The following is a 23,831-nucleotide window of genomic DNA, read 5'->3' as shown; positions in this document are numbered from 1 at the left end:
TATGGAAACTGAAGAAAAGAAAATTTTATTAGTAGAAGACGATCCGAATTTTGGAACAGTCTTAAAAGATTATCTGGCGATGAATGATTATGAAGTTACTCATGCCAAAAACGGAATGGAAGGTTTCGAAAAGTTTAAAAAAGACGATTTCGACCTTTGTATCCTGGATGTGATGATGCCTTACAAAGACGGTTTCACACTTGCCAAAGAGATTCGTGACAAGAACGAAGAAATCCCGATTATTTTCCTAACCGCCAAAGCGATGAAGGAAGATGTGCTTAAAGGCTATAAAGTTGGGGCAGACGACTATCTTAATAAACCATTTGACAGTGAAGTACTGTTGATGAAGATTAAGGCGATCATGCAACGTAAAGCTACCGACAGTGTCGCCGATAGCAAGCAGTTTGAATTTGAAATTGGGAAATTTCACTTAAACTCAAAACTGAGGTTTTTAACCTATGACAATGGTGAACCACAAAAGCTTTCTCCTAAAGAGAACGAGTTACTGCGTCTTCTTGCACTTCATGAAAACGATTTGATGCCAAGGGAACTTGCACTTACCAAGATCTGGAGAGACGACAACTATTTTACTTCCAGGAGTATGGACGTTTATATCGCAAAGCTGCGTAAATACCTTAAAGTAGACGAAAACGTAGAGATCCTGAACATTCACGGAGAAGGATTCCGTCTCGTAGTAAAGAACGAGGAGAAAGACGAAGATTAGATATTTAAAATTTCAGTTTCTTAGTGAAACTTCCATTTCAGGAACACAGATTTCTGAAATGGAGGTTTTTCTAAACCTTAAAATGTCAAAATAAAGCTCTTAAATTGGCAATTATTGATAGCTGATTTCTAATTGTTTAACGCTTTCTTGAAATTTTATTATGTTAAAAGCCGGGCTAAAACTTAACAAATCGCCCTACAAACTTCTTTAAACTATACTTATCTTTGCGGCTGAAGTATGACTATGATGCTTAGCCTTAGATGATAAGTTCTTCTTTCTACCCTACAAAGAAAATCTTAACCGGAATCTCTCCGTTAGGACTTTTTGTGTTTATATTTTTCTTCTTTTTTGTCCCTCAGGATGTTGTTGGGCAGCAGCCGAATTATAATCACGATGCTTCTGAATCAAGAAATCTGGATCGATTCACAATAACTGTAACAGATGCTTTTAATCCTCAAGCTAAACTTAACAGATTAATAATTGCTGTGGACACAAATCCAGAAGGAGAACGATTTGTTTTGACTTTTGGCAATGGGATAAAGCGAGTAGGAGACAATGACGGATTAATTAATTTTATTCCAAACCAGAGTAATAGATTAAGTAACCCATTAGATTTTGCTATTAATAGCGAAGGAAAATTCTTTGTGGCCACTAATGAGAGTAACAGGAGATTTATAAGAGTTTATTCACCTGAAGGGGTTTATTTACCTAATGAAACTTTGGGTAATGGAGATTATGGTACTTCAGGTGCAGATCGTTTTAAAGGACCTACGGGACTTGCTTTTGATAATGAGGATAATCTTTATGTTGCAGATCATTATATAGGAAATTCGGATCCTCCAAGACCAAGTTCAATAAAAATTTATCGCAAAGATGCTTCAGGAAGTTATAAGAATAATTTAATAAATGAATTTGATAACGTTCAAGGCACTTTATTAAATTTTCCTTACAGACTAGCAGTAAATAGTCAGGGTCATCTTTATATGGCCGAATTAGGTCAAAATGGCAATGCCAGTGTGAAGGTTTTAGAATTCGATAGTAATTTTAATCCCACTCAGATTGACGAAATTAGTGGTAGCGAAATTGGATCACCCGGAAGTATTATTATTGATAATTTTGATAATGCCTTTATTGCAGATTTTGGTGAAGACCTGGATTTATCCAGAGTCTTGGAGGCCACTGATGATGTTGACGAATTTTATGAAGTGTTTGAAATTATTAAAGAAGGAATTGAAGATAATACCTTTAACGTAGATATTTATAATCCCAACAATACTTATCGATCCTCCATTTCTTCTGAAATTGACTTTCCAATTGATTTGGCTATTTCAAGTTGTGGAACATTATATGTGAATAATTCCATTTTTGATGGTGAAATTAGAACCTTTTTCGGTCAGAGAATTCCTGATATTACCATTGATTTTGACTTAGAAGCCTATCAGCGTTCACCGGGTTATGACACTGAAGCACCTGTCCTCGTTTCCTGTCCAGGGGATCAAGATGGAAATTTAACCAACGGAAGTTTCACGCTACCCGACTATACTAATCTACCACAATTTACGGATAATTGTGATGAAGACCTGGGTTTTGTACAGGATCCACCTGAGGGCGCTACTATAACTGAAACCACAGAAGTTTCCATTATTGCTGTAGATGACAATGGAAATGAATCTGAGCCCTGTGTTTTTGAAGTGATTATTGAAGAAGAGGAAGATACTCCACCTGTTTTTCAGGATTGCCCTTCGGATATTGAAAGAAATAACGATCCCGGCCAATGTGGTGCTATAGTCACTTTCAATACTCCAACAGCAACCGATGAAAACGGAAATGTTTCCGTAGCAAGAGTCGATAATACGGCACTAGATTCCGGAGATGAATTTCCTGTTGGAACTACCACTATTATTTTTATAGCCGATGATGGTACAAATGCCCCTGTGACCTGTAGTTTTGATATCGTTGTAGCCGATACACAGGCTCCTGATGCTATTTGCATCCCACCAGGAAAAGAATATTATTTAGAAGATGGAAAACTAATAATTACTCCCGAAGAAATAGATAATGGTTCTTATGATAATTGTGGGGTAGCATCTATACAACTTGCTAGATCAGAATTTAATAGTCCCGGAACACATACTTTAAGTTTAATCGTAACCGATTTGACAGGAAACAGCACGATTTGTAATACGAATATAGAAATTTGGGAGCAACAAACACCACCCGAAGCCGTTTGTAAAGATTTCGAGATTTTATTAGATGACAATGGGCAGGCGTCAATTTCTGCTGAACAGGTTTATAACGGGAATGACGATCTGGAGTTGGAAATCAACAAGGAAAATTTTTCGTGTTCAGATATTGGAGAAAATGAAGTTATTCTAACAGTAACCGATCCTGTAACAAGTTTTTCCAGTACCTGTACAGCAACAATAACAGTTGTAGATAATTTACCGCCTGTAGCAAATTGTGTAGCTCCATTTACTTTGGAGCTAGATGAAAATGGAGAAGCTTCTCTTACTGTAGATGAAATTGATGATAATTCTACAGACAATTGCACTATAAGTTCAAGGTCATTATCGCAATATGATTTTACATTAAATGATGTGGGGGTAGTTCCGGTGGAAATCACCATTACAGATTCTTCCGGATTAAGCGATACCTGTACAGTAAATGTTACTGTAGAAGACAACATACCAGAACCACCCGATGCCAACTGTATAAACCAAACCGTTTATCTAAACCAGAATGGCCAGGCGCAAATTACTGCAAGAGAAATTTACGGTTCAGATCCTGCTCTTGATGGCGTGAGCCTACAGCTAGTCAGCAGAAATAATTTTGAATGTTCTGATGCCGGAAATGATGTTCCGGTAACACTTCGGGTAGCCGACAATCAAACAGGATTGTCTTCAGAATGTACTGCTCAAATTTCTATTGTGGATGATACAGATCCTACGATTATTTGTCCAACCATAAACCCAAGAACAGTGGCTTTTGGAGAAACAGGAAGGATAGTAAATTATGACGAACCAACTGTTGACGATAATTGCCAAATTTCGGGTGTGGTTCGAACAGCCGGTTTTGCTTCCGGAGAAATGTTTCCTGTTGGAGATACAGACGTTACCTATCGGGTTACAGATGCTTCAGGAAATACTGCTGAGTGTACTTTCACGGTGACAGTTACTGAAAACGTAGATGAAATTCCGCCGGTTTTTACCAACTGCCCTTCAGAAGATATTACCATCACAACAGCTACAGGACAATGTGATGTGGCAGCGCCTTTTCCTATGCCCGAAGCTACAGATAATTCCGGAGAAGTTTCAGTAGAACTTAGCAGCGATTTAGGATTCGAAGATCGTTTTCCAATAGGAGAACATACGGTAACTTATACCGCTACAGATGAAGAAGGAAATTCAACCGTTTGTAGTTTCCGCGTTATTGTTACAGAAGATGTACCGCCGCAGGTTTTTTGTCCTGATCCAAAAACGGAAACTTTCGATCCTGAAGTTGGTTATACAGTTCCCGATTATCGTGATGAAGTTGAGCTTTCAGATAATTGTACTTCAGAAGAAGATTTAAGGGGAAATCTTGTTCAGGATCCTGCACCGGGAGAAATTATTTATGCAAGTCAGCAGATTTCATTTTCTGTAGAAGATGTTTCTGGAAATGATAGTGATTGTAATTTTGAACTTACTTTAGAAGAGGAAAATGCCGGCGTTCCCTGTCCGGAGGATATTACGAGAAATGTAGATTCCGGGAGTTGTGGTGCTATGGTGACTTATGTGCTTCCAACTCTTTCCGGAACAGGGAATGAGATCACCCAGTTTTTTCCGGTAGGAACCCGGCCTGTAAGGTATTCTGGATATGATGGATCAAACCAAATTGAGTGCAGTTTTACGGTTACGGTAATTGATAATATTGCGCCAGAGCTGGAGTGTCCTAACCCAAAAACGGCAAATTTCGATCCTGAAGTCGGTTTTACTGTTCCAGATTATCGAGGAGAATTAACCTTTTCTGATAATTGTGCTCCCGAAGAGGAATTAGTGGATAATATTTTTCAGTCACCGGCACCGGGAGATGTTATTTTTGAAAGTCAGCAAATTTCGTTTGATATTAACGATGATGGGGGAAATTCCGCAGCATGTGGTTTTCAGCTTAGTTTAGAGGAAGAAGCAACCACCGACAGGTTGGTGGCAAGGAATGATGAATATTTTGTTGAAGACAGTAGGGAATTATTTCTAGTTCCTGAAGAGACCGGAATTTTAAACAATGATGATTATAATTCAGAAGAATTTCCGCAGATAATTATAATAAGCCGTCCCCAGGGTGCAGTAGATATGGATCCTGACGGCTCGTTTACTTACAGGGCTTTGGATGGTTTTACGGGTCAGGACCGGTTTACCTATCGTCTAAACGATGGTGAAAATGTTTCGGAAACCGCGACGGTTATTTTAAACATTTCTACCGGAAATATTGCCCCTGTGGCAGTACCTGATGTTTATTTCGTACAAGTAAACGGAGTTTTGGAGTTGAGTGAAGCTGAAGGTCCCTTGAGCAACGATTATGATCCCGACAGGAATGGCGAAGGTCTTAGTTTTGATGATTATGAGGTTACTTTTAATAACATATCGGCAGGTTCAATAGCGGTTGTCGATGGAGTTTTTACCTATATCCCAAATCCTGATTTTACAGGAGTTGAGACCATAACTTATTTTATTACCGATAATGGGCTTATCTCAAACGAAACTACAATAACTATCATGGTGGGAAATGAAGCACCCATGGGAGTAGATGATTATTATAATGTTGTAGAAAACGGACAATTATCAGTTTCTGCTGCAGATGGACCGCTTTCTAATGATGTACCGCCGCCTGGAGAAACTTTAAACCTTGTTCCTGTGGATTTTCCGCAGAATGGTGAGGGTGTTTTTGCCTTTTCCGGAGGATTTGATTATACTCCAAATCCTGGATTTACAGGAGTAGATACTTTTACCTATACGCCCGTTTCAGGAAGTAGTGTGGGAAATGTTACCACTGTCTATATAACCGTTACCGGCGGTGGCTCCAATTTTACCTGTCTTCCTGATGTTGAGCTTCAGCTAAACGGTGCAGGAGAGGCCATCCTTACGCCGGAAGATGTTTATACCGGAGATGCAGGTGGCAGAACCTTCTCCCTTAGCCAAACCAGCTTTAATTGTGAAGATATCGGGGAGAATCGGGTAACTTTTACATATAATGACGGTAACAGTCTGCAGTATTGCGCCGTTAATGTAATGGTAAGAGATGAAATTGCACCAACCATTAATTGTTTAAACAGAGGATACGCGGTTCCAATTCAGGAAGGTGAAACCTTTACCTTAACCACAGAAACGGTTAATGTCTACGATTTTTCCAGCGATAACTGCGGAATTGAGGAGGTGGCTTTTGACAGAACCGAGTTTACCTTTGCCGATTTAGGAACGCATACGATAAATTTCACTGTTTTTGATGCTGAAGGAAATTCAAGTAATTGCGAGTTCGACTTATTATTGTCGGCTTATACCCCGGAAGAAGTAAGCTGTGTAAACGGCGTAACTTTGGAACTCAATGCTAACGGAGAAGCATACCTGGACATTAATGATGTTTACACCGGAGATCCATCCGGCGAACTGTCGGTAAGCAGAACGTATTTTACCTGTGAAGATGTTGGTGTTAACCGCGAGCGTTTCTACTATACCGAAAATGGAGAAGAGACCTTCTGCGAATTTTCTGTTACCGTTGCAGAGAACTTTAAGCCGCAGGTAACGGTAGATAACATCGGGATAGATATTAACCAGGACGGCATTGCTGTTCTTACAGAAGAAGATTTACAAGCTATAGTCACAGCAACAGATAATTGTTCTGATGAGCTTCGGTATGAGGTAAGTCAGGATCAATTTGATTGTTCAAATAAAGGCGCTAACCTTGTAAATTTAACAGTAACAGACGAGAGCGACAATGTCACGACCACCAGTTTTACAGTTTTTGTAAATACGCCACCGGGAACTTGCGGCACACCGGAAGATGAGAACGATTATGTTTTTGTTTACCCGAACCCTAATAACGGCAGTTTTAAGATAAACGCTCCTTCTAACGTGGTGATTAAGACAATTTGGGCATATGATATGCGTGGAAGACTCCTTGAAAAGATAGAATATGACGCAACAGTAACAGAATATGCAATGAGCCTTGGACAGGTGGCAACCGCGGTTTATGTACTTCGGCTTTCTATTTTAAGGAACGACAGGGAAGAAGAGCTTATCCGCAGGGTTATTGTAAGGAATCTTTAATTCGCGCTTCTGCGTAGGTTATAATATCTTCAGGTGGCGTAGTGCTTTCAAACCATTTTACAGCATCATCTTTTCGAAACCAGGTCAATTGTCTTTTGGCGAAACGACGGGTATTTTTCTTAATTTCGGCTACTGCTTCTTCCTGCGGAATTTTTCCTTCAAGGTGTAGAAAAAGTTCTTTGTAACCCACTGTATTCAGCGCGTTAAGATGCCGCTTGTGAAAAAGATTTGAAGCTTCTTTAAGTAAACCTGCTTCCATCATTTTATCTACGCGAAGATTAATACGATCATAGATTTTTTCCCTTTCAGCAGTAAGACCTACTTGTATACTATGGAAATTTCGGGATTCTTTTTTTCTGTTTAAAAATGAAGAATAAGGTTTTCCGGTTCCTATACAAATTTCCAGTGCACGGATAAGCCGGTGCGGATTCTCAGTATCTACAATTTGGTAATAATCGGGATCGAAATTTGCCAATTTTCGCTGTAGATTTTCCAGGCTCTCGTTGTTGAGATTTGCTCTTATATGTGGATCTACTTCCGGAAAATAATCCAGGCCCTCAATAACACTTTTAACGTAAAGTCCGCTCCCGCCAACCATTACCACAACCTTTTTACGCTGAAAGAGTTCATCTAGTTTAGCAATGGCATCCCGTTCAAAATCCCCCACCGAATATTCTTCTTCCACAGAAATATGCTGAATGAAATGATGCGGGGCCGCAGCGAGTTCCTCTTTTTCGGGAACGGCGGTACCAATCTTCATTTCTCTAAAGAACTGCCGGGAATCTGCCGAAATAATTTCCGTATTAAAATGTTGTGCTAATTTTATTCCCAGTGCAGTTTTACCAATAGCAGTAGGCCCGACAACGCTGATGAGGAAATTTTCAGGCATTGAGTTTATTTCCGCAGTTATGGCAAAATTCGGCTTTGTCCAGGTGATCCTGTTCGTTACAAACAGGACAAACCTGGCTGTTTTTGATCGTATTTTTAACAGCAGAATTTGCTCTGCCATATTCCGAAGTTACAATTCCTGTAGGCACTGCTATAATTCCGTATCCGGTGATCATAATGAAAGAAGCAATAAACCTTCCTAAAGGTGTTACAGGAGCAATATCGCCGAATCCTACGGTGGTGAGGGTGACAATACACCAGTAAATGCTTAGCGGGATATTGGTAAATCCGCCGGTCTCCCCTTCAACAAGATGCATTAGTGTTCCTGCAATGATGCACACAATAAGTACAGCGAAAAGAAAAACTATAATTTTTGGCCGGCTATTTTTAAGAGCTTCTTTTAATTTATTGGATTCACCTATGTAACGGCTGATCTTCAAAATCCTGAAAATTCTGAGCAGCCTTAATGCTCTAATGGCAAATAGAAGGTTTGCCCCGCCAATAAAGAAGCCTATATAGCTTGGCAACGTAGAAAGTAAATCTACAATTCCATAGAAGCTGAAAATATAGGCCTTAGGCCTTCTGATACTGATGATACGCAGGATATATTCTATGGTAAAAATGATAGTGATTATCCATTCTGCAACATAGAATTGCCAGTAATATTTCTGAAAATACTCCGGAACACTTTCCAGCATCACGAGGGCAACACTTATGAGTATTACCACAAGAAGGGCAATATCAAAGAATTTTCCTGCCGGAGTATCGGCTTCATAAATTACTTCATGAAGCTTTAATTTCCAGTTTGGAGTGGGTCGGTGCTCTTTCAATGCCAATTTATGTTAGAAGACTTTCAAATTTAAAGAATTTAACCGAAGTACGAGGGACGAAGTAAAGAAATACGAAGATTGTTAGGAGACATTCAGGAGTACGAGGGACGAAGTGGGAAGATCGAAGTATTATAAAAGTCCACATTCGTGGATGGGTGGCAAAAACTACAGGTCGATATTTGCTATTATAGAGGCTTTATTTTAAATTGAATCAGGAATCAGGAGGCAAGAATCAGGAGGATCACAGCAAGGGGTTCTGCGGAAGCATTTAAAAGTTTTTCGCCCATTCGTGGTAAAACTTATAGTCGATAATTGCCATTTTTGGAGAAACTCTTTGGTTCGTAGGTTAAGCAATCTCGTCTTCTCACTCCCGGTTTCTTTGCTGTAACTAGCCACTAATCCACGAATAATTAAAAAAAAAATTTCTGTGTTTAAGGTATGTAAGCAAAGGTAGAAAATTGCCATTTTTGTAATGCCTTTACTGTTCTGTTACAAGGCATCAAATCAGAGCGCAAACGGCAAATTTTGGGAAATCGGCAGTTGGATTTTACTTCTGGAAGCAAAAAAAGCTACGTGCTAAAACATCACTCAGCCGCAAGTAGCGCTTTTTTGGTAAATTTGGAGGTGAGAGTTTGTGAATAGCGGACTTTTGGCTGTTGCCGATCAATTTAATGAAGGTCGATAATTGCCATTTTTGAGACTCCTTTGCGGCTGACAAAAAATTAAAGACGCCTTGTAACAAAATATAAAAACAATGCTAAAGCCTGTGCCAAATCGAAACTTTGTGCTTGCTTGCTGCGCCTGATTTTCCTTCGGAAAATCACGCTTGCCCGCGCACAGTTTTTATATGGGACGAAGAAAGAAATCTGCGGAAATCTGCGCCATCTGCGGGAGAAAATACCTTTTATCAGCTCGTTTCATATCAATATTTACCATTTTAGAGATTAGGAATCAGGAGGCAAGAAACAGGATGTCGCCCCGAGCAGAGTCGAGGAATTGGCTAGAGTGACAGTGCAATGGTGTGACAAAAGTAGGGTGAGCGATTCGAAGCCCGTAGCATATTCAAATCAGCACATTTTCAAATTTTCAAATCATCACATTACTCAGCTTCAGAAAAATGCACAACCTTGAGTTTCTTATTTCTCCTCAGGTAGTTCTGAATAATATGCTGAGTGTCCCGGTCGTTTTTCATAGGAGTGATAATGGACTTTACAATGTCAATGTTATTGATCTGGTGGTTCAGGTTAAAATATCCAATTCCTTTAAATTCACCATCTTCAATTAACAGGAAGCTTTTTTCATCCACTTCACGGCCGCGGTCAATAATGATCATATTCTTGCTTTCATAAGAATAATTATTGATAAGTTCCCTTGCGCGCTGATTGTATTCAGATGCAGCTTCCTCTTCAATACATGCTCCCCAGCAGTTTTTGATACTGTACTTAAAGCAATTTCCGGTACCATTTTCCAGTCCAGAGAGCCGCTCGCACAATTGATGTTCTTCTACCCAATTGTTCAGCAAAGTTTTTGCCTGCCGCAAATTGGTGAAAGTGGTGATATTTTCACGGCCGTTTGCCCTCCCAATCTTAAAATTGATATAACCGTTTTCATCGGTATGATGATACAAGGCATGGCTGAAAATGTTCTTTTTCAGGGCTTTATTATATTTCGGTTTGTTGTGCTTAATTTCCTGATTTTCCTTGAGCAGGGCAATAAGTTCATTTGCGCAGGATTCGTAAGAAACCGAAGAAACTTCTTTTTGAATTTCCTTCGCCTTAGGATGGTCGTTTGTAAAATGCTGATTTACACGTTTCCTGATGTTTTTGCTTTTACCAATATAGATAATTTCTCCGTTCTCATTGTGCAGGTAGTAAACACCTGTTGTAGCCGGTAATTCCTCCAGAAGGTAAACGAGTTTTGTATCCAGATTACGCTTTGGCTCCAGCCGCACGTGCTCTTTAAGAACGTCTTTTTCTACATCTTTAGCCAGTAACATCTTAAAAAGTTTCACTGTTGCCTGTGCATCTCCACTGGCCCGATGCCTGTCACTAAGCGGAATACCTAAAGATCTCACCAGCTTTCCAAGGCTGTAGGAGGGAAGCCCCGGAATAAGTTTTTTCGAAAGTTCTACTGTACAAAGTGATTTGCGCTCATATTCAAAACCGAGCCTGCGGAATTCTGTTCTTAAAATCCGGTAATCGAATTTTGCATTATGCGCCACAAGAATACAATCTGAAGTGATTTCCACAATGCGCTTGGCTACTTCGTAAAACTTCGGGGCACTGCGAAGCATATCGTTATTAATGCCCGTTAAATTTACTACAAAAGGCTGTATAGGCTGCTCTGGATTAACCAGGCTAATAAACTGGTCTACTACTTTGTGGCCATCGAATTTGTAAACTGCGATTTCGGTAACACCTTCTTCGTTATACTTTCCGCCTGTTGTTTCTATGTCTAAAACTGCGTACAATAAATTCTTTTCGTTTAGTTATAATTTCGTTCCCCAAAAATACTGCTTCCAATCCTTACCATTGTAGACCCGCATTCTACCGCGATCTTATAATCGCCGCTCATTCCCATGGAAAGTTCTTTCATTGAAGGATACTTTTCTTTAAAGTCGTCAAAAATAGCTTTTAATTTCAGAAATTCTGATTTTACCTGATTTTCATCTTCAGTAAAAGTAGCCATTCCCATAAGACCGACTACTTCAGTATTTTCCATTTTGTTATAGGCTTCGGAATTTAGGATCTCTTCCGCCTCTTCTTTTGAAATTCCGAATTTGGAATCTTCTTCGGCAATTTTTATCTGAAGAAGGCATTTTATAACGCGCTCTTCGTTTTTCGCCCTTTTGTTAATTTCCTTCAATAACTTCAAACTATCTACAGCATGAATCAGGCCAACAAACGGCGCCATATATTTTACTTTATTACGCTGTACATGACCAACCATATGCCATTCGATATCTTTGGGCAGGCTTTCCCATTTATCGGTCATTTCCTGGATTTTATTCTCGCCAAAAATCCGTTGGCCGGCTTCATAAGCTTCCAGAAGATCTTCGTTTGGCTTGGTTTTGGAAATAGCTACCAGCTTAATATTTTCGGGTAATTCGTCTTTATATTTCTTTATATTCTTAGAGATATTCATAATCAAAACTCGTAAATTGTTAAACCGCTGCGCAGTTTAGGTTCAATATAAGTACTTTTTGGCGGCATCGTCAAATTTTCCTCTGCAATTTGTTTTATTTCAGCAATATCTGGAGGGAGCATTGCAAAGCCAACGGCAAATTTTCTGCTGTCCACCTGCCGCTTAATTTCCACATTATTGTCCCTTTCGGGGAAATAAGCAATCCTTTTGTCATTTCTCAGATCGTGAATACCAAGAATCGGTTTCAGGATATGTTCATCCAGAATTACAGCATCCAGGTTGCTGCGGGAATCGTCCAGGCTGTACCCGGTTTTCTTTAGCTGAAGAGAATAGAACCTGCCATCCAGATACATGCTGAATTGATGTTTTTCTGTTGGTACGAGATCTTTTTTTTCGGAATTTTCTATACTGAAGTTTTTCTTCAAAAGAACAAGAAATTCTTCTTTAGAATGGGAATTAAGATCGGATACAAGTCTGCTGAAGCCTTTAATTTTCAAACTACTTTCTGAAATAATGTAACTCAAAAAATAATTGTACGGTTCTTTACCGGTATGATTCGGGTTATTTATTTGACTCTCCTTGGCAAACAGGGCAGAGGAGGCGCACCGGTGATGTCCGTCGGCAATGTACAGGCTGCCGATATTTGCAAATTCTGACCTTAGACTTTCAGCTACCTCAGGATTTGAAATCTTCCACAAATGATGTGTTTCACCATCGCCGGTGGTAAAATTATATTCCGCAGTGGTGTTTATAGTTTCTGAAATCAGGTTGTCAATCCTCCTGTTTTCCGGGAAAGTAAGTAAAACAGGTTCGGCGTTAAAGCCAGCTGTTTTCAGATATTCTTTAAAAAGTATTTCGCGGTGAACTATGGTATCTTCGTGCCTTTTAATGATGTTTTTCTCATAATCCCGGGCACTGGCGGCAGCTATAATTCCGCAGCAGCTATTCTGCGGGGTTTCAATTTTATAAACATAGTAAAATGGTTCTTCGTCTGTGATAAACGTACCCTCTTCCTTGTACTGCAAATAGCGATCTCTAATCATTTTAAACCGACTTTCACCCACGTTTTCCTCCTGAAGGCTATATTCGGGATTAATAATGTGCAAAAATGAATAGGGATTGTTTTTCAGCTGAGCTGCAATTTCTGCTTTGCTATAATCCTGATAAGAGCGGGAAACAACAAGTCCTGCTTTAGCTTTTGCCGGTCGCACTGCTTTAAAAGGAAGGATTTCTGCCAAGATTTGTGTGTAAAGTTAAAAAGTTAATGAGTTAAAAGTGAAAAAGACCCCTCCGACCTTCGGCCACCTCCCCTTAAAAAAAGGGGAGGTGCTGTTTTTCGAGGGGAAATATTCTTCCATGCCTGCGGCATTATGTTCTTTAGACAGGAGGTCGATAATTGCCATTTTTGGACTGTCTTCTTTAAGGGATACCTCACAGGTTTTCAAAACCTGTGAGGTCTGATTCCATACTAATACTGACCTTAAACAGAATATCGAAAATTGCCATTTTCGGACCGTCATTAAGAACTGAACTGCGGCGAAACTTTTTCGGCTTTTTTATTTTCTGAATAGTCATAAAAACCTTCTCCGGACTTCACGCCAAATTTTCCTGCTCTCACCATATTCACCAACAACGGACAAGGAGCGTACTTCGGATTTTTAAAACCATCATGCATCACTTCAAGAATAGACAAACATACGTCGAGCCCGATGAAATCTGCTAACTGAAGCGGACCCATTGGGTGCGCCATTCCCAGTTTCATAACCGTATCGATTTCGTAAACTCCGGCGACCCTATTGTAAAGTGTTTCAATAGCTTCATTAATCATGGGCATCAAAATTCTGTTTGCAACAAAACCGGGATAATCGTTCACTTCCACAGGAACTTTGTTCAGCTTTTCAGACAGTTCCATTACTCGTTGGGTGATGTTATCGCTGGTATTATAGCCGCGGATAATTTCTACCAGTTTCATCACCGGCACCGGGTTCATAAAGTGCATCCCAATTACCCTTTCCGGATTAGAAACCACGGAAGCAATTTGCGTAATGGAAATGGAGGAGGTGTTCGATGCCAAAATGGTATCCTTTGAACAAATACCATCTAGTTGTTTGAAAATTTTCAGTTTCAGTTCCTGATTTTCTGTCGCTGCTTCTACTACTAAATCTACATTTTTTACTCCTGTAGGAAGGTCAATTTGCTGAGTTATATTGCTAAGCGTTTCCTCTTTTTGTGCCTCGGAAATTTTTTCCTTCGCCACCATTCTGTCCAGGTTTTTGTTAATAGTATCCATTCCCCGCTGAAGGTTTTCTTTGGAAACATCTATTAACTGAACTTTATATCCAAATTGTGCAAAAGTATGAGCAATTCCGTTGCCCATTGTCCCTGCACCTATAACTGCTATGTTTTTCATTTTAAGTATTTTAAATTCCGAATTTAGTATTTTTAATAACAGGTAAAAAACCACCCCGACCTACGGCCACCCCTCCTTAAAAGGAGAAGAGTATTTGTATTCATAACCTGTTTTTGAACATGAACTTCGTACTCCAAAACTCCGAACTCCAAACCACGAACTGCTAGAAATTTGCTATCACCTGATTAGCCACTTTTAAAGCCCTTGCGCCCTGTTCCAGTGTTACTATAGGTTCTGTATTATTATTTATCGCGTCTGCAAAAGTTTCCAGTTCCTGTAAAATGGCGTTATTTGGAGAAACAGAGGGGTTATCAAAATAAATCTGTTTTTTGACTCCTTCAGCATTTTGAAGGATCATAGCATAATCATCGGGATTTTCCGGAACATCTTTCATTTTTACAACCTCACATTTCTTCTCCAGAAAGTCTACAGAGATATAAGCGTCCCGCTGAAAAAATCTGGATTTTCGCATGTTTTTCAGTGAAATTCTGCTCGCTGTCAAATTCGCCACACAGCCATTTTCAAATTCTATACGGGCATTCGCGATATCTGGAGTGTCACTAATTACTGAAACTCCGCTTGCGCTGATATTTTTAACTTCAGATTTTACCACGCTCAAAATAGCATCAATATCGTGGATCATTAAATCCAGCACCACCGGAACATCTGTCCCGCGCGGATTAAATTCTGCAAGGCGGTGCGCTTCGATAAACATTGGGTTTTCAATGCGGGAAACCACAGCCTGAAAAGCAGGATTAAAACGCTCCACATGGCCTACCTGGCCTTTTACGTTGTATTTTTTAGCCAATTTTATAAGTTCCTGAGCTTCTTCAAAAGTATTGGTAATAGGTTTTTCAATAAAAAGATGCTTCCCTGCGGAGATCACCTTTTTCGCAACTTCAAAATGAGAAAGGGTAGGGGTGACCACGTCTACAACTTCAACGGATTTAATTAAATCATCCAGGCTGCTAAACTTTTTATAACCGAATTCCTCTTCAATTTTAGAGGCATTTTCTTCATTGGCATCATAGAAGCCTATTAGATCAAATTTTTCGGATTGGTTGAGAAGTTTTAAATGAATTTTTCCCAGGTGGCCGGCACCCAGAACGCCTACTTTTAGCATAGTTTTCAGGATTTACTCGATAATCGAGATTTTAATTCTCCGAGGTTTGGCTCGAAATTGAAAATTATTTCTTCTTGATGCTTCGTGGGCTTACCTTGAAGCAGTTTACCGCAAAAATAGTATTTTGAGAATAAATATTTTAAAAGATTCTGTTATAATCCCTGGGTAATTTGTTTGTATTCAATGCCGATATTTGCCTAATTTTATACTTCAAAACATTTAAATTTTGCAAAAGGATAACTTCAGACATAAAGGAAAGCGACAGCAACTGGTAGAAACCGTTAAAAGAAAAGGTGTTACCGATAAAAAGGTGCTGGAGGCCATTGGAAAAATTCCGAGGCATTTATTTATGGACAGTAGTTTTGAAGATCATGCTTATCAGGATAAAGCCTTTCCTATAGCCGCAGATCAAACCATTTCCCAGCCTTATACCGTAGCCTTTCAAACTGAACTTCTTGAGGTTTCCAGAACTGATACCGTTTTGGAAATTGGAACCGGAAGTGGTTATCAAACTGCTGTTTTGTGCGAACTCGGTGCGAAAGTTTACAGTATAGAAAGGCAGCGGGAGCTTTATAAGAAGACGAAAAATTTCCTGGCGAAAATTGGATATCGTCCAAAACAACTGAGTTTTGGGGATGGTTACAAGGGATGGCCGGAATATGCTCCTTTTGATAAAATCATCGTGACTGCAGGTGCACCCTATTTACCAAAAACGTTGCTGGGCCAGCTGAAAGTAGGAGGGAAGATGGTAATCCCAATTGGGCAAGGCGTACAGGTTATGACCTTATTTACCAGGAAATCTGATACCGAATTTAATAAAAAGGAGTATGGAGATTTCAGGTTTGTGCCGCTGTTGGAGGACAAGAATTAAATTGTTTGTAGTTCATGGTCTATAGTTCGTAGTTAACATAATATAGAAACAAAGAACAACAAACGCTAAACAGCTTTAATAAAAAAAGCCCCACAATTGTGAGGCTTGAATATTCTATAATTTCAGCTTACTATTCTGCAGCTGTTGCTTTATCAACTACTAACCTTTCATCACGGTTTGCAATTTCCCATGCGGTAAGGAAGACGAGTTTTGCTCGTTTTGCCAGGACATCATACTCAATTTTGTCTGGAGTATCGGTAATTTTATGGTAATCTTCGTGAACTCCGTTAAAATAGAAAATAATCGGAATATTGTTTTTTGCAAAGTTATAGTGGTCACTTCTGTAATAGAAACGGTTAGGATCATTCTCGTCATTATAAGTATAATCCAGATCAAGGTTCATATATTTTTCGTTAACCTCTTCACTTAGCTTATGCAGATCTGTGCTGAGTTTATCGCTGCCAATAAGATAAACATAATTGTCATTTCCTTTATGTTCAGGATCTATTCTCCCAATCATATCTATGTTAAGGTTAGCAACAGTGTTTTCTAAAGGATAAATTGGATTATCTGTATAAAATTTTGATCCTACCAGCCCTTTTTCTTCACCGGTTACATTCAGAAAAAGAATAGATCGTTTTGGAGTGTAGCCGTCTTCTTTGGCTTTAGCAAAAGCTTCTGCAATTTCAAGAATACCCACTGTCCCGGATCCATCGTCGTCGGCACCATTAAAAACATTTCCTTCGTCATCCATTCCCACATGGTCATAATGTGAAGAAATTACCAAAAGCTCATCAGATTTTTCACTGCCTTTGAAATAAGCAACTACGTTTTCGGAATCTTTAATATCACCACGAAAGACGCTGGAAGGCACTTCCTGGTAGTAATCATCGTCTCCCATTGGTGCTGGAATATTCAGTTTCTGATACTCATTTTTAAGATATTCGGCAGCTTTTTTCTGTCCCGGTTCACCGGTTTCACGGCCTTCAAAGTCGTCGCTGGCGAAGGTGTAAAGATGTTCTTTTAACTCTTCAGCAGTTATTGTGTTTGCATATTCTATGGGGTTTACGTTTTCCACATTCCTGGGTTGCGTACCGCAGGCAAGAAAGTTAACTGTAAGCGCCAGAAAAAATATTTTTTTCATAAATAAAATTAATTTGTGGTTTGGGTGCGGCAAGATAGCCGTTTTCAGGATTATTTCCTTCAGATTTCGTGCCGAAAATGATCCTTGGGGAGCTTCTGTCTATTTTAGTGCTTTTTGAATTGCTTCTTTTGCCAGAGGTTCCATCACATCGTAACCGGCACTTGTGGGATGGACGCCATCTTCAGCATATTCCACTTTCATGCCTTCTTTTTCGTTCTTTAGTGCAGAGAAATAGTCCAGATAAACGTGTCCGTTTTGCCGGGCGTAATTTTCGAGCCACTCGTTAATTTTGGCAATTTTCGATACCGGTTCGAGACCCGGGCGCCAGGGATAATCATACACGGGAAGGATAGAACTCAGGATTACTTTTATTCCGTTGGCTTCGGCGAGCTGGGCCATGGCTTTTATGTTGTCTGTAATCATTTTTACTGAAGAAAATCCTGTATTGCCGGCTATATCATTAGTTCCGGCGAGGATAACGACCGCTTTTGGCTTAAGTTCCACAACATCTGGCATAAAACGGATAAGCATTTGCGGAGTGGTTTGCCCGCTAATTCCCCTTCCGACGAAGTTGTTATCAGAAAAGAAATCCGGATGCATTCTTACCCAACCTTCGGTAATGGAATTCCCCATAAAAACTACCTGGGGATAATTGCCATTTTCGATAATGCTCTTATTGGCGTCCCGATACTTTTTTAAATTCGCCCAATCCTGACTCATAAGTTCCTTATATTCTTCTTTTTGTGCAAAAAGGTTAAAACCGATTAGCAGTAGGATAAATGTAGAAAACAGTCGTTTTTTCATTAGAATCTAAGTCTTTGTAATATTTGAAATATATTTAATTGAATTTTATCCCCTCGGTTTTGCACGGTCATATTGAGGAGGCCAGGGAACATCGGTTCCCAGTGTTCTGGCAGCTTTTAGCGGAAAATAAGGCTCCCGGAGGAATTCCCGTGCCATAAATATAAGATCAGCCTGATCGTGGGTAAGGATTTTCTCTGCCTCTTCAGCATTTGTGATTAATCCTACTGCTCCGGTAGCAATATCTGCTTCGGTTTTAATTTTTTCTGAAAATTGTACCTGGTATCCTTTTTCCACCGGGATTTTTGCATGAGGAACCATCCCTCCCGAAGAACAATCTATAAGATCCACGCCTTTTTCTTTTAAAATTTTAGCCAGTTTTACCGATTCTTCCTCGTTCCATCCCCCTTCGACCCAGTCTGTTGCAGAAATACGGACGAAAATTGGCAAATCTGCCGGCCATTCTTCTTTTACAGCCTCCAGAACTTCCAGAAGTAAACGGATTCGGTTTTCAAAATCTCCTCCATAATTGTCATTTCTATGATTGCTTATGGGCGACAGAAACTGGTGCAGTAAATATCCATGAGCAGCATGGATTTCTACTACTTTAAATCCTGCTTTTACAGCTCGTTTTGCCGCAGACTTAAAATCGGTTATCACCTTTTTAATTCCGGTTTCATCCAGCTCCTTTGGTAACGGATTATTATTTATAAACGGAACCGGGCTGGGAGCGAGGGTATCCCAGCCACCGGATTTATTGTCCAGAAGGGCGCCTCCTTCCCAGGGTGGCGTTGTGCTCGCTTTACGACCTGCGTGGGCAAGTTGGGTGCCAATAACTGCTCCCTGAGATTCGACAAACTCCACGATTTCTTTTAATCCATTGATATGCTCATCTTTCCAAATTCCCAGGTCGTGCGGAGTAATACGGCCTTCTGGAGAGACCGCAACAGCTTCAGTAAAAATGAGTCCGGCGCCACCTACTGCACGGCTTCCAAGGTGTACCATGTGCCAGTTGTTGGAAAAGCCGTCTTTACTGCTGTACATGCACATAGGAGATACGGTAATTCGGTTTTTGAATTCAATTTCTTTAATTGTAAAAGGTGAAAATAATATAGACATTCAATTCCTGATTTCAGTTTACAGCTAAAGATAACAGAAACAGATAGAGATCGAAATGCTTTTGATTCATTTGTAAATAAAAATCAATAAATTTAAGATATCAGTCCATATTTTAGAATGTTCATGTGAGTCTTTAATCTTTCCTTATGAAAAACGGTAATTCCAAATTTGCACCTTTCAGATAATAGGGGGAGAGATAATGTTTGGAATAAGCGACATACCTAAATTTAAACTGGCGTTCTTTATTCTATTGCCGGTTATTTCAATTCTTTATGAAGGAGAACACGTTTTTTTCGCGTAACTCATGGGAGGAAAAAATATAAAGGTCACCGTAGGAACCGGAAAGCTACTTTTTCTGTTGGGAATGGTTGACGTAAATTCCTCTATAAGCAGCCACGGCATTGATTATGAAAATGTTATAGCCAAAATCACCTCCCCGGGTTTTTGTTCAGGTTTCCATGAAGAGAGGTTATAATTAAAACGTAATGCTCCATCAATATCTACTTCAGGAGATTTCTGCGCCTGAATGGAAGAATGGGAAAAACTACCAAAAAAAAGAATAGAAAGGATCGGTGAAAAGGATTTCAACATCTTCAGGTTTTTAAGAGTTAATTCTCAAGATAATTTGAATGGTTCAAAATAAATAAATCTGAAATCTCAATGTTTGTTAATTCTTGTTTTCAGTAGAGCTTTTGAATTTTCATAGTTTCTTTCCGCTAATTTTTTGTGTCTAACCCTTTGAAAAAACTGAATAATTTTAAATCATTTTTTTTTGATCATCAGTGACCAATTTGTCTCCCAATGTAACACAGGTAAAAGAATTGTAACTGCTTTTTGAAAAAGCAAAATAATTCTCCAGGTTGTTCTTTGGAAGTTAAAGAGAGGGGTGGCTGAAAATTATTAAATTAGCGTCAGTAAAATAATCCACACTTTGAAATTGTAGAATGAAAAATCTAATTTTTCTTATTGCCCTGGTAGTCACATTTAACTTCACAGTGGCCCAAGAAGCTACGATAAACAGCCCCAATGAAGCCCTTAAACTGGAAGTTTATCTTGAATCAGGAAAACCAGTCTATTCAGTTTTATATAATAATGAAGTTGTGCTGGAAAAATCTCCTTTAGGACTGAAAACGAATATTACTGACTATTCCGAAGGAGTAAGTTTCAAAAGTAGTGAAACCAATTTGGTGGAGAAGACGTACAAATCTTCAAAGCTTAAGCAGTCTGAAATTAACTATAAGGCAGAGGAGCTAATTACCACATTTTCTAACAAAAAAGGTCAGGAAATAGATGTTGTTTTCCGGGTAAGCAACAATGATATTGCACTTAAGTACCATATTCCTAAATATAATGATACCGTAGCTCACGTTGTTACCCAGGAATTCACGGGATTTAATTTTCCACAAACGGCCAAAAGTTTTCTAACCCCTCAGTCAAAATCCATGGTAGGTTTCCAGCGTACTAAACCAAGTTACGAAGAGGGATATTATTTAGATCAGAATATAAAAACTGCTTCAGTTAATAATTTGGGTTACACATTTCCTGGTTTATTTAAAACTGAAAATCATTGGGTTCTAATATCTGAAACTGGGGTTGACGGTACTTACGTTGCTTCTCATCTAAGTGATCCAAATGATGAAGGAGAATTCACAATTTCTTTTCCTGAGAGTACAGAACTTAACAGCTTCGGAAGTACCGGTGCTGCAATTTCCCTTCCGTTTAGTACTCCGTGGCGTACAATTACTCTGGGAGAAACCCTTCAGCCAATAGTAGAAACCACCATTCCTTTTGATGTGGTGGAGCCGCTTTATAAAGCTTCTGAAGATTATAAATATGGCCGCGGAGTTTGGAGTTGGATTATGTGGCAGGATCAAAGTATGAATTACGATGACCAGGTGACTTATATAGATTTTGCTGCAGAAATGGGCTATGAATATATTCTTATTGATGCACTTTGGGATCAAAATATTGGGTACGATAAAATGGAGGATCTAATTGAATATGCCAGGAGCAAAAATGTCGATGTTTTTCTATGGTATAATTCTAACGGAGTTGCTAATGATGCTCCTATGACGCCAAGAAATAAAATGCACAGGGCTATTTCCCGAAAAAAGGAAATGCAGTGGTTGCAGGAAAATGGTGTAAAAGGCTTAAAAGTCGATTTTATGGGTGGTGATAAACAAGAAACCATTCAGCTTTATGAGGATATCATGTCTGATGCCAATGATCACGGATTAATGATGATTTTTCATGGCGCCACAATCCCAAGGGGTTGGGAGGTAATGTACCCGAATTTTATAAGTACTGAAGCAGTTCTTGCTTCAGAAAACCTCATGTTTAGTCAGTACGCAAACGAGCAGGAAGCCCGAAGCGCTGCAATTCATCCTTTTATAAGAAATACTGTAGGAAGTATGGATTTTGGAGGTACTGTTTTAAACGAAAGATATAACCGAAGCAATGATGGCGGGAATTTTAGGAAAACCTCTGATGCCTTTCAACTGGCGACTGCGGTTTTATTTCAGACGCCGGTACAATTCTTTGCGTTGACGCCTAATAATTTGAAAGATGCCCCGGAGTTTGCAATAGAATTCATGAAAAACATACCTACAACCTGGGACGAAACAATTTTTATTGATGGATATCCCGGGGAGTACAGTGTATTGGCAAGAAGGCACGAGGAGCAATGGTACATAGCGGGCATCAATGCCTCGGAAGAACCTAAGAAAGTGAGTTTTTTCCTTCCGGAACTAGGAGGAACTAACTTCAGTATCATAAATGACTTCAGAAAAGGGAAATCTGAAAAGAAGGAAATAAAACCAAAAAACGGAAAGTTTGAAGTAACCATGCAGCCTCAAGGTGGATTTGTAATTACAAATTAAATGTATCTACTGGTCCACTGGTCCTTAGTGCTTAAAATAAAAAACAATTAAGATGAACTACAAAACTTTGAAGAGGAAAATAGCAAAAACGAAATCTGCAAACCTGTTAATCTTTTTTCTAACCATTAATACTTTTGCACAAAACCCGCTGATAATGGACCAATTTACGGCAGATCCTACGGCAAGAGTTTTTGACGGCAAGTTATATGTATTTCCTTCCCATGATATTGTACCTCCGGAAGGTGAAGGCCGTGCAGAGTGGTTCAATATGGCCGATTACCACGTTTTTTCTTCGGAAAATCTTACCGAATGGACAGACCATGGAAAAATTCTGGATCAAAAAGATGTCCCTTGGGCAGATCCTGAAGCATACAGTATGTGGGCGCCGGATGCGATAGCGAAAAATGGCCAATATTACTTCTATTTTCCCACGAGGATAAGAGGCGCCGGAGATGGGGAAAGCGGTTTTTCTATTGGCGTAGCGATTGCCGATAAACCTGAAGGACCCTATAAACCACAGCCAAGCCATATTAAAGGTGTAGAAGGAATAGATCCGAATATTTTTATAGATAAAGATGGCCAGGCTTATTTATACTGGTCTCGTGGTAAAATTTATGGTGCAAAATTGAAGGAAAATATGCTGGACCTAAATTCAGAAATAAAAACATTCAGTGAAATCCCTCAGAAAGGACATATTGAAGGGCCTTTTGTTTTTGAACGAAACGGTATTTACTATATGACTTATCCTCACGTTGCAAATAATACCGAAAGACTTGAGTACGGAATTTCCGATAACCCAATGGGACCTTTTACACACAAAGGTGTCATTATGAATGAATCCCCTTCAGGCACCTGGACCAATCACCATTCAATTGTTAAATATGAAAATCAGTGGTACCTATTTTATCACGATAATGACCTTTCGCCCGATTTTGACAAAAACCGCTCCATTCGTGCCGATAGTTTATTTTTTGAGGAAAACGGAAACATTAAAACAGTTATTCCCACGCATCGTGGCGTTGGAATTACATCAAGCACTGCTCAAATTCAGATTGACCGGTATAGCAATAAAAGCAACATTGGAGCTGCTGCAGTTTTTTTAGACAGGCTTGATCCTTTTCAGGGATGGAAAATGGTATTAAATAAACCTGATGCCTGGGTAAGATATAATCAGGTGGATTATGATACAGAAAGTCCCAAAAATGTAAAAATAAGAGCAAGATCTTTAACTGGGGGTACTATAGCTCTAAAATTGGCAGGTCAGGACAACCAGGAGATTTCTCAAGTTACCATTCAAAAAGGCGGAAATTGGGACGTTTTCACAGCGCCGGTAAAAGCAGAGGTAACAGCTGTGCAGGATTTGTTAGTGGAGCTTACAAGTGGTGAAGGAGTTGAAATAGACTGGGTCCAGTTTGAAAAGTAAAAGGAATGAGAATGGAAAAACTGATATTGTCATAATAAATATATCTTAAGTGCCAATCCAGACAATTTTCTGAAGAACTTTTTAAAACCAGATAAGAAATGGTAAAACTATTTTTTAGTGTCAAGAGTGAAAAGTTAATTCATATCTATATTTACTATTTATAGATATTTCAGTAT

Annotated in this window: 16 protein-coding genes; 5 read left to right on the top strand and 11 right to left on the bottom strand. The window is 39.3% G+C overall.

Features of this window, described 5'->3' with window-relative positions:
- Position 1 precedes the first annotated feature (1 nt).
- A complete protein-coding gene (locus RM545_RS05080) occupies positions 2 to 724 on the top strand; it encodes a response regulator transcription factor (protein WP_311494238.1) in 723 nt (240 codons plus the stop codon).
- A gap of 260 nt (positions 725 to 984) precedes the next feature.
- On the top strand, positions 985 to 7,023 hold the full coding sequence (locus tag RM545_RS05075) for an HYR domain-containing protein (RefSeq protein WP_311494237.1): 6,039 nt from the start codon (positions 985 to 987) through the stop codon (positions 7,021 to 7,023).
- Here the strand turns inward: RM545_RS05075 and miaA are convergent.
- The 7 genes from miaA to RM545_RS05040 form a co-directional block, all read right to left on the bottom strand.
- Complete coding sequence (gene miaA, locus RM545_RS05070) at positions 7,004 to 7,912, bottom strand: tRNA (adenosine(37)-N6)-dimethylallyltransferase MiaA (RefSeq protein ID WP_311494236.1); 909 nt, start codon at positions 7,910 to 7,912, stop codon at positions 7,004 to 7,006. The genes RM545_RS05075 and miaA overlap by 20 nt on opposite strands.
- A complete protein-coding gene (locus tag RM545_RS05065) occupies positions 7,905 to 8,741 on the bottom strand; it encodes an ion transporter (RefSeq protein ID WP_311494235.1) in 837 nt (278 codons plus the stop codon). The genes miaA and RM545_RS05065 overlap by 8 nt, the downstream gene beginning before the upstream one ends.
- A gap of 1,099 nt (positions 8,742 to 9,840) precedes the next feature.
- Complete coding sequence (locus RM545_RS05060) at positions 9,841 to 11,211, bottom strand: exonuclease domain-containing protein (protein WP_311494234.1); 1,371 nt, start codon at positions 11,209 to 11,211, stop codon at positions 9,841 to 9,843.
- Positions 11,212 to 11,225: 14 nt separating this feature from the next.
- Positions 11,226 to 11,885, bottom strand: coding sequence for a YggS family pyridoxal phosphate-dependent enzyme (locus tag RM545_RS05055; protein WP_311494233.1), 660 nt, complete (start codon positions 11,883 to 11,885; stop codon positions 11,226 to 11,228).
- 2 nt (positions 11,886 to 11,887) lie between these two features.
- Complete coding sequence (locus RM545_RS05050; RefSeq protein WP_311494232.1) at positions 11,888 to 13,123, bottom strand: DUF1015 domain-containing protein; 1,236 nt, start codon at positions 13,121 to 13,123, stop codon at positions 11,888 to 11,890.
- 281 nt (positions 13,124 to 13,404) lie between these two features.
- Positions 13,405 to 14,295 carry a 3-hydroxyacyl-CoA dehydrogenase family protein gene (locus RM545_RS05045; RefSeq protein ID WP_311494231.1) on the bottom strand — a complete coding sequence of 297 codons (891 nt, stop codon included), beginning with the start codon at positions 14,293 to 14,295 and terminating at the stop codon, positions 13,405 to 13,407.
- Between the two features lie 163 nt (positions 14,296 to 14,458).
- Positions 14,459 to 15,418, bottom strand: a complete 960-nt coding sequence (locus tag RM545_RS05040; protein ID WP_311494230.1) for a Gfo/Idh/MocA family protein — start codon at positions 15,416 to 15,418, stop codon at positions 14,459 to 14,461.
- A gap of 226 nt (positions 15,419 to 15,644) precedes the next feature.
- On the opposite strand from RM545_RS05040, the gene RM545_RS05035 reads away from it, so the two are divergent.
- A complete protein-coding gene (locus tag RM545_RS05035) occupies positions 15,645 to 16,289 on the top strand; it encodes a protein-L-isoaspartate(D-aspartate) O-methyltransferase (RefSeq protein ID WP_311494229.1) in 645 nt (214 codons plus the stop codon).
- Positions 16,290 to 16,419: 130 nt separating this feature from the next.
- On the opposite strand, the gene RM545_RS05030 is transcribed toward RM545_RS05035, so the two are convergent.
- The 4 genes from RM545_RS05030 to RM545_RS05015 all read right to left on the bottom strand — a co-directional run bounded on the left by RM545_RS05030 (position 16,420) and on the right by RM545_RS05015 (position 19,944).
- Positions 16,420 to 17,433 (bottom strand): M28 family metallopeptidase, encoded by a 1,014-nt coding sequence (locus RM545_RS05030; protein WP_311494228.1) that lies wholly within the window; start codon positions 17,431 to 17,433, stop codon positions 16,420 to 16,422.
- Between the two features lie 99 nt (positions 17,434 to 17,532).
- Positions 17,533 to 18,237, bottom strand: coding sequence for an SGNH/GDSL hydrolase family protein (locus RM545_RS05025; protein WP_311494227.1), 705 nt, complete (start codon positions 18,235 to 18,237; stop codon positions 17,533 to 17,535).
- Between the two features lie 45 nt (positions 18,238 to 18,282).
- On the bottom strand, positions 18,283 to 19,353 hold the full coding sequence (gene namA / locus RM545_RS05020; RefSeq protein ID WP_311494226.1) for an NADPH dehydrogenase NamA: 1,071 nt from the start codon (positions 19,351 to 19,353) through the stop codon (positions 18,283 to 18,285).
- Between the two features lie 405 nt (positions 19,354 to 19,758).
- Positions 19,759 to 19,944 (bottom strand): hypothetical protein, encoded by a 186-nt coding sequence (locus tag RM545_RS05015; RefSeq protein ID WP_311494225.1) that lies wholly within the window; start codon positions 19,942 to 19,944, stop codon positions 19,759 to 19,761.
- Between the two features lie 353 nt (positions 19,945 to 20,297).
- Between RM545_RS05015 and RM545_RS05010 the strand changes: the two genes are divergently transcribed.
- Entirely contained in the window at positions 20,298 to 22,232 is a 1,935-nt protein-coding gene (locus RM545_RS05010) for a glycoside hydrolase family 97 protein (protein ID WP_311494224.1), read from the top strand.
- Between the two features lie 52 nt (positions 22,233 to 22,284).
- Positions 22,285 to 23,655, top strand: coding sequence for a family 43 glycosylhydrolase (locus RM545_RS05005; RefSeq protein ID WP_311494223.1), 1,371 nt, complete (start codon positions 22,285 to 22,287; stop codon positions 23,653 to 23,655).
- The last annotated feature ends 176 nt before the right edge of the window (positions 23,656 to 23,831 follow it).

Source organism: Autumnicola lenta (assembly GCF_031846515.1).
GTDB classification, from domain to species: domain Bacteria; phylum Bacteroidota; class Bacteroidia; order Flavobacteriales; family Flavobacteriaceae; genus Autumnicola; species Autumnicola lenta.
Note: the sequence above shows the minus strand (reverse complement) of the source record. Positions and strands in the feature narration are given on the sequence as shown.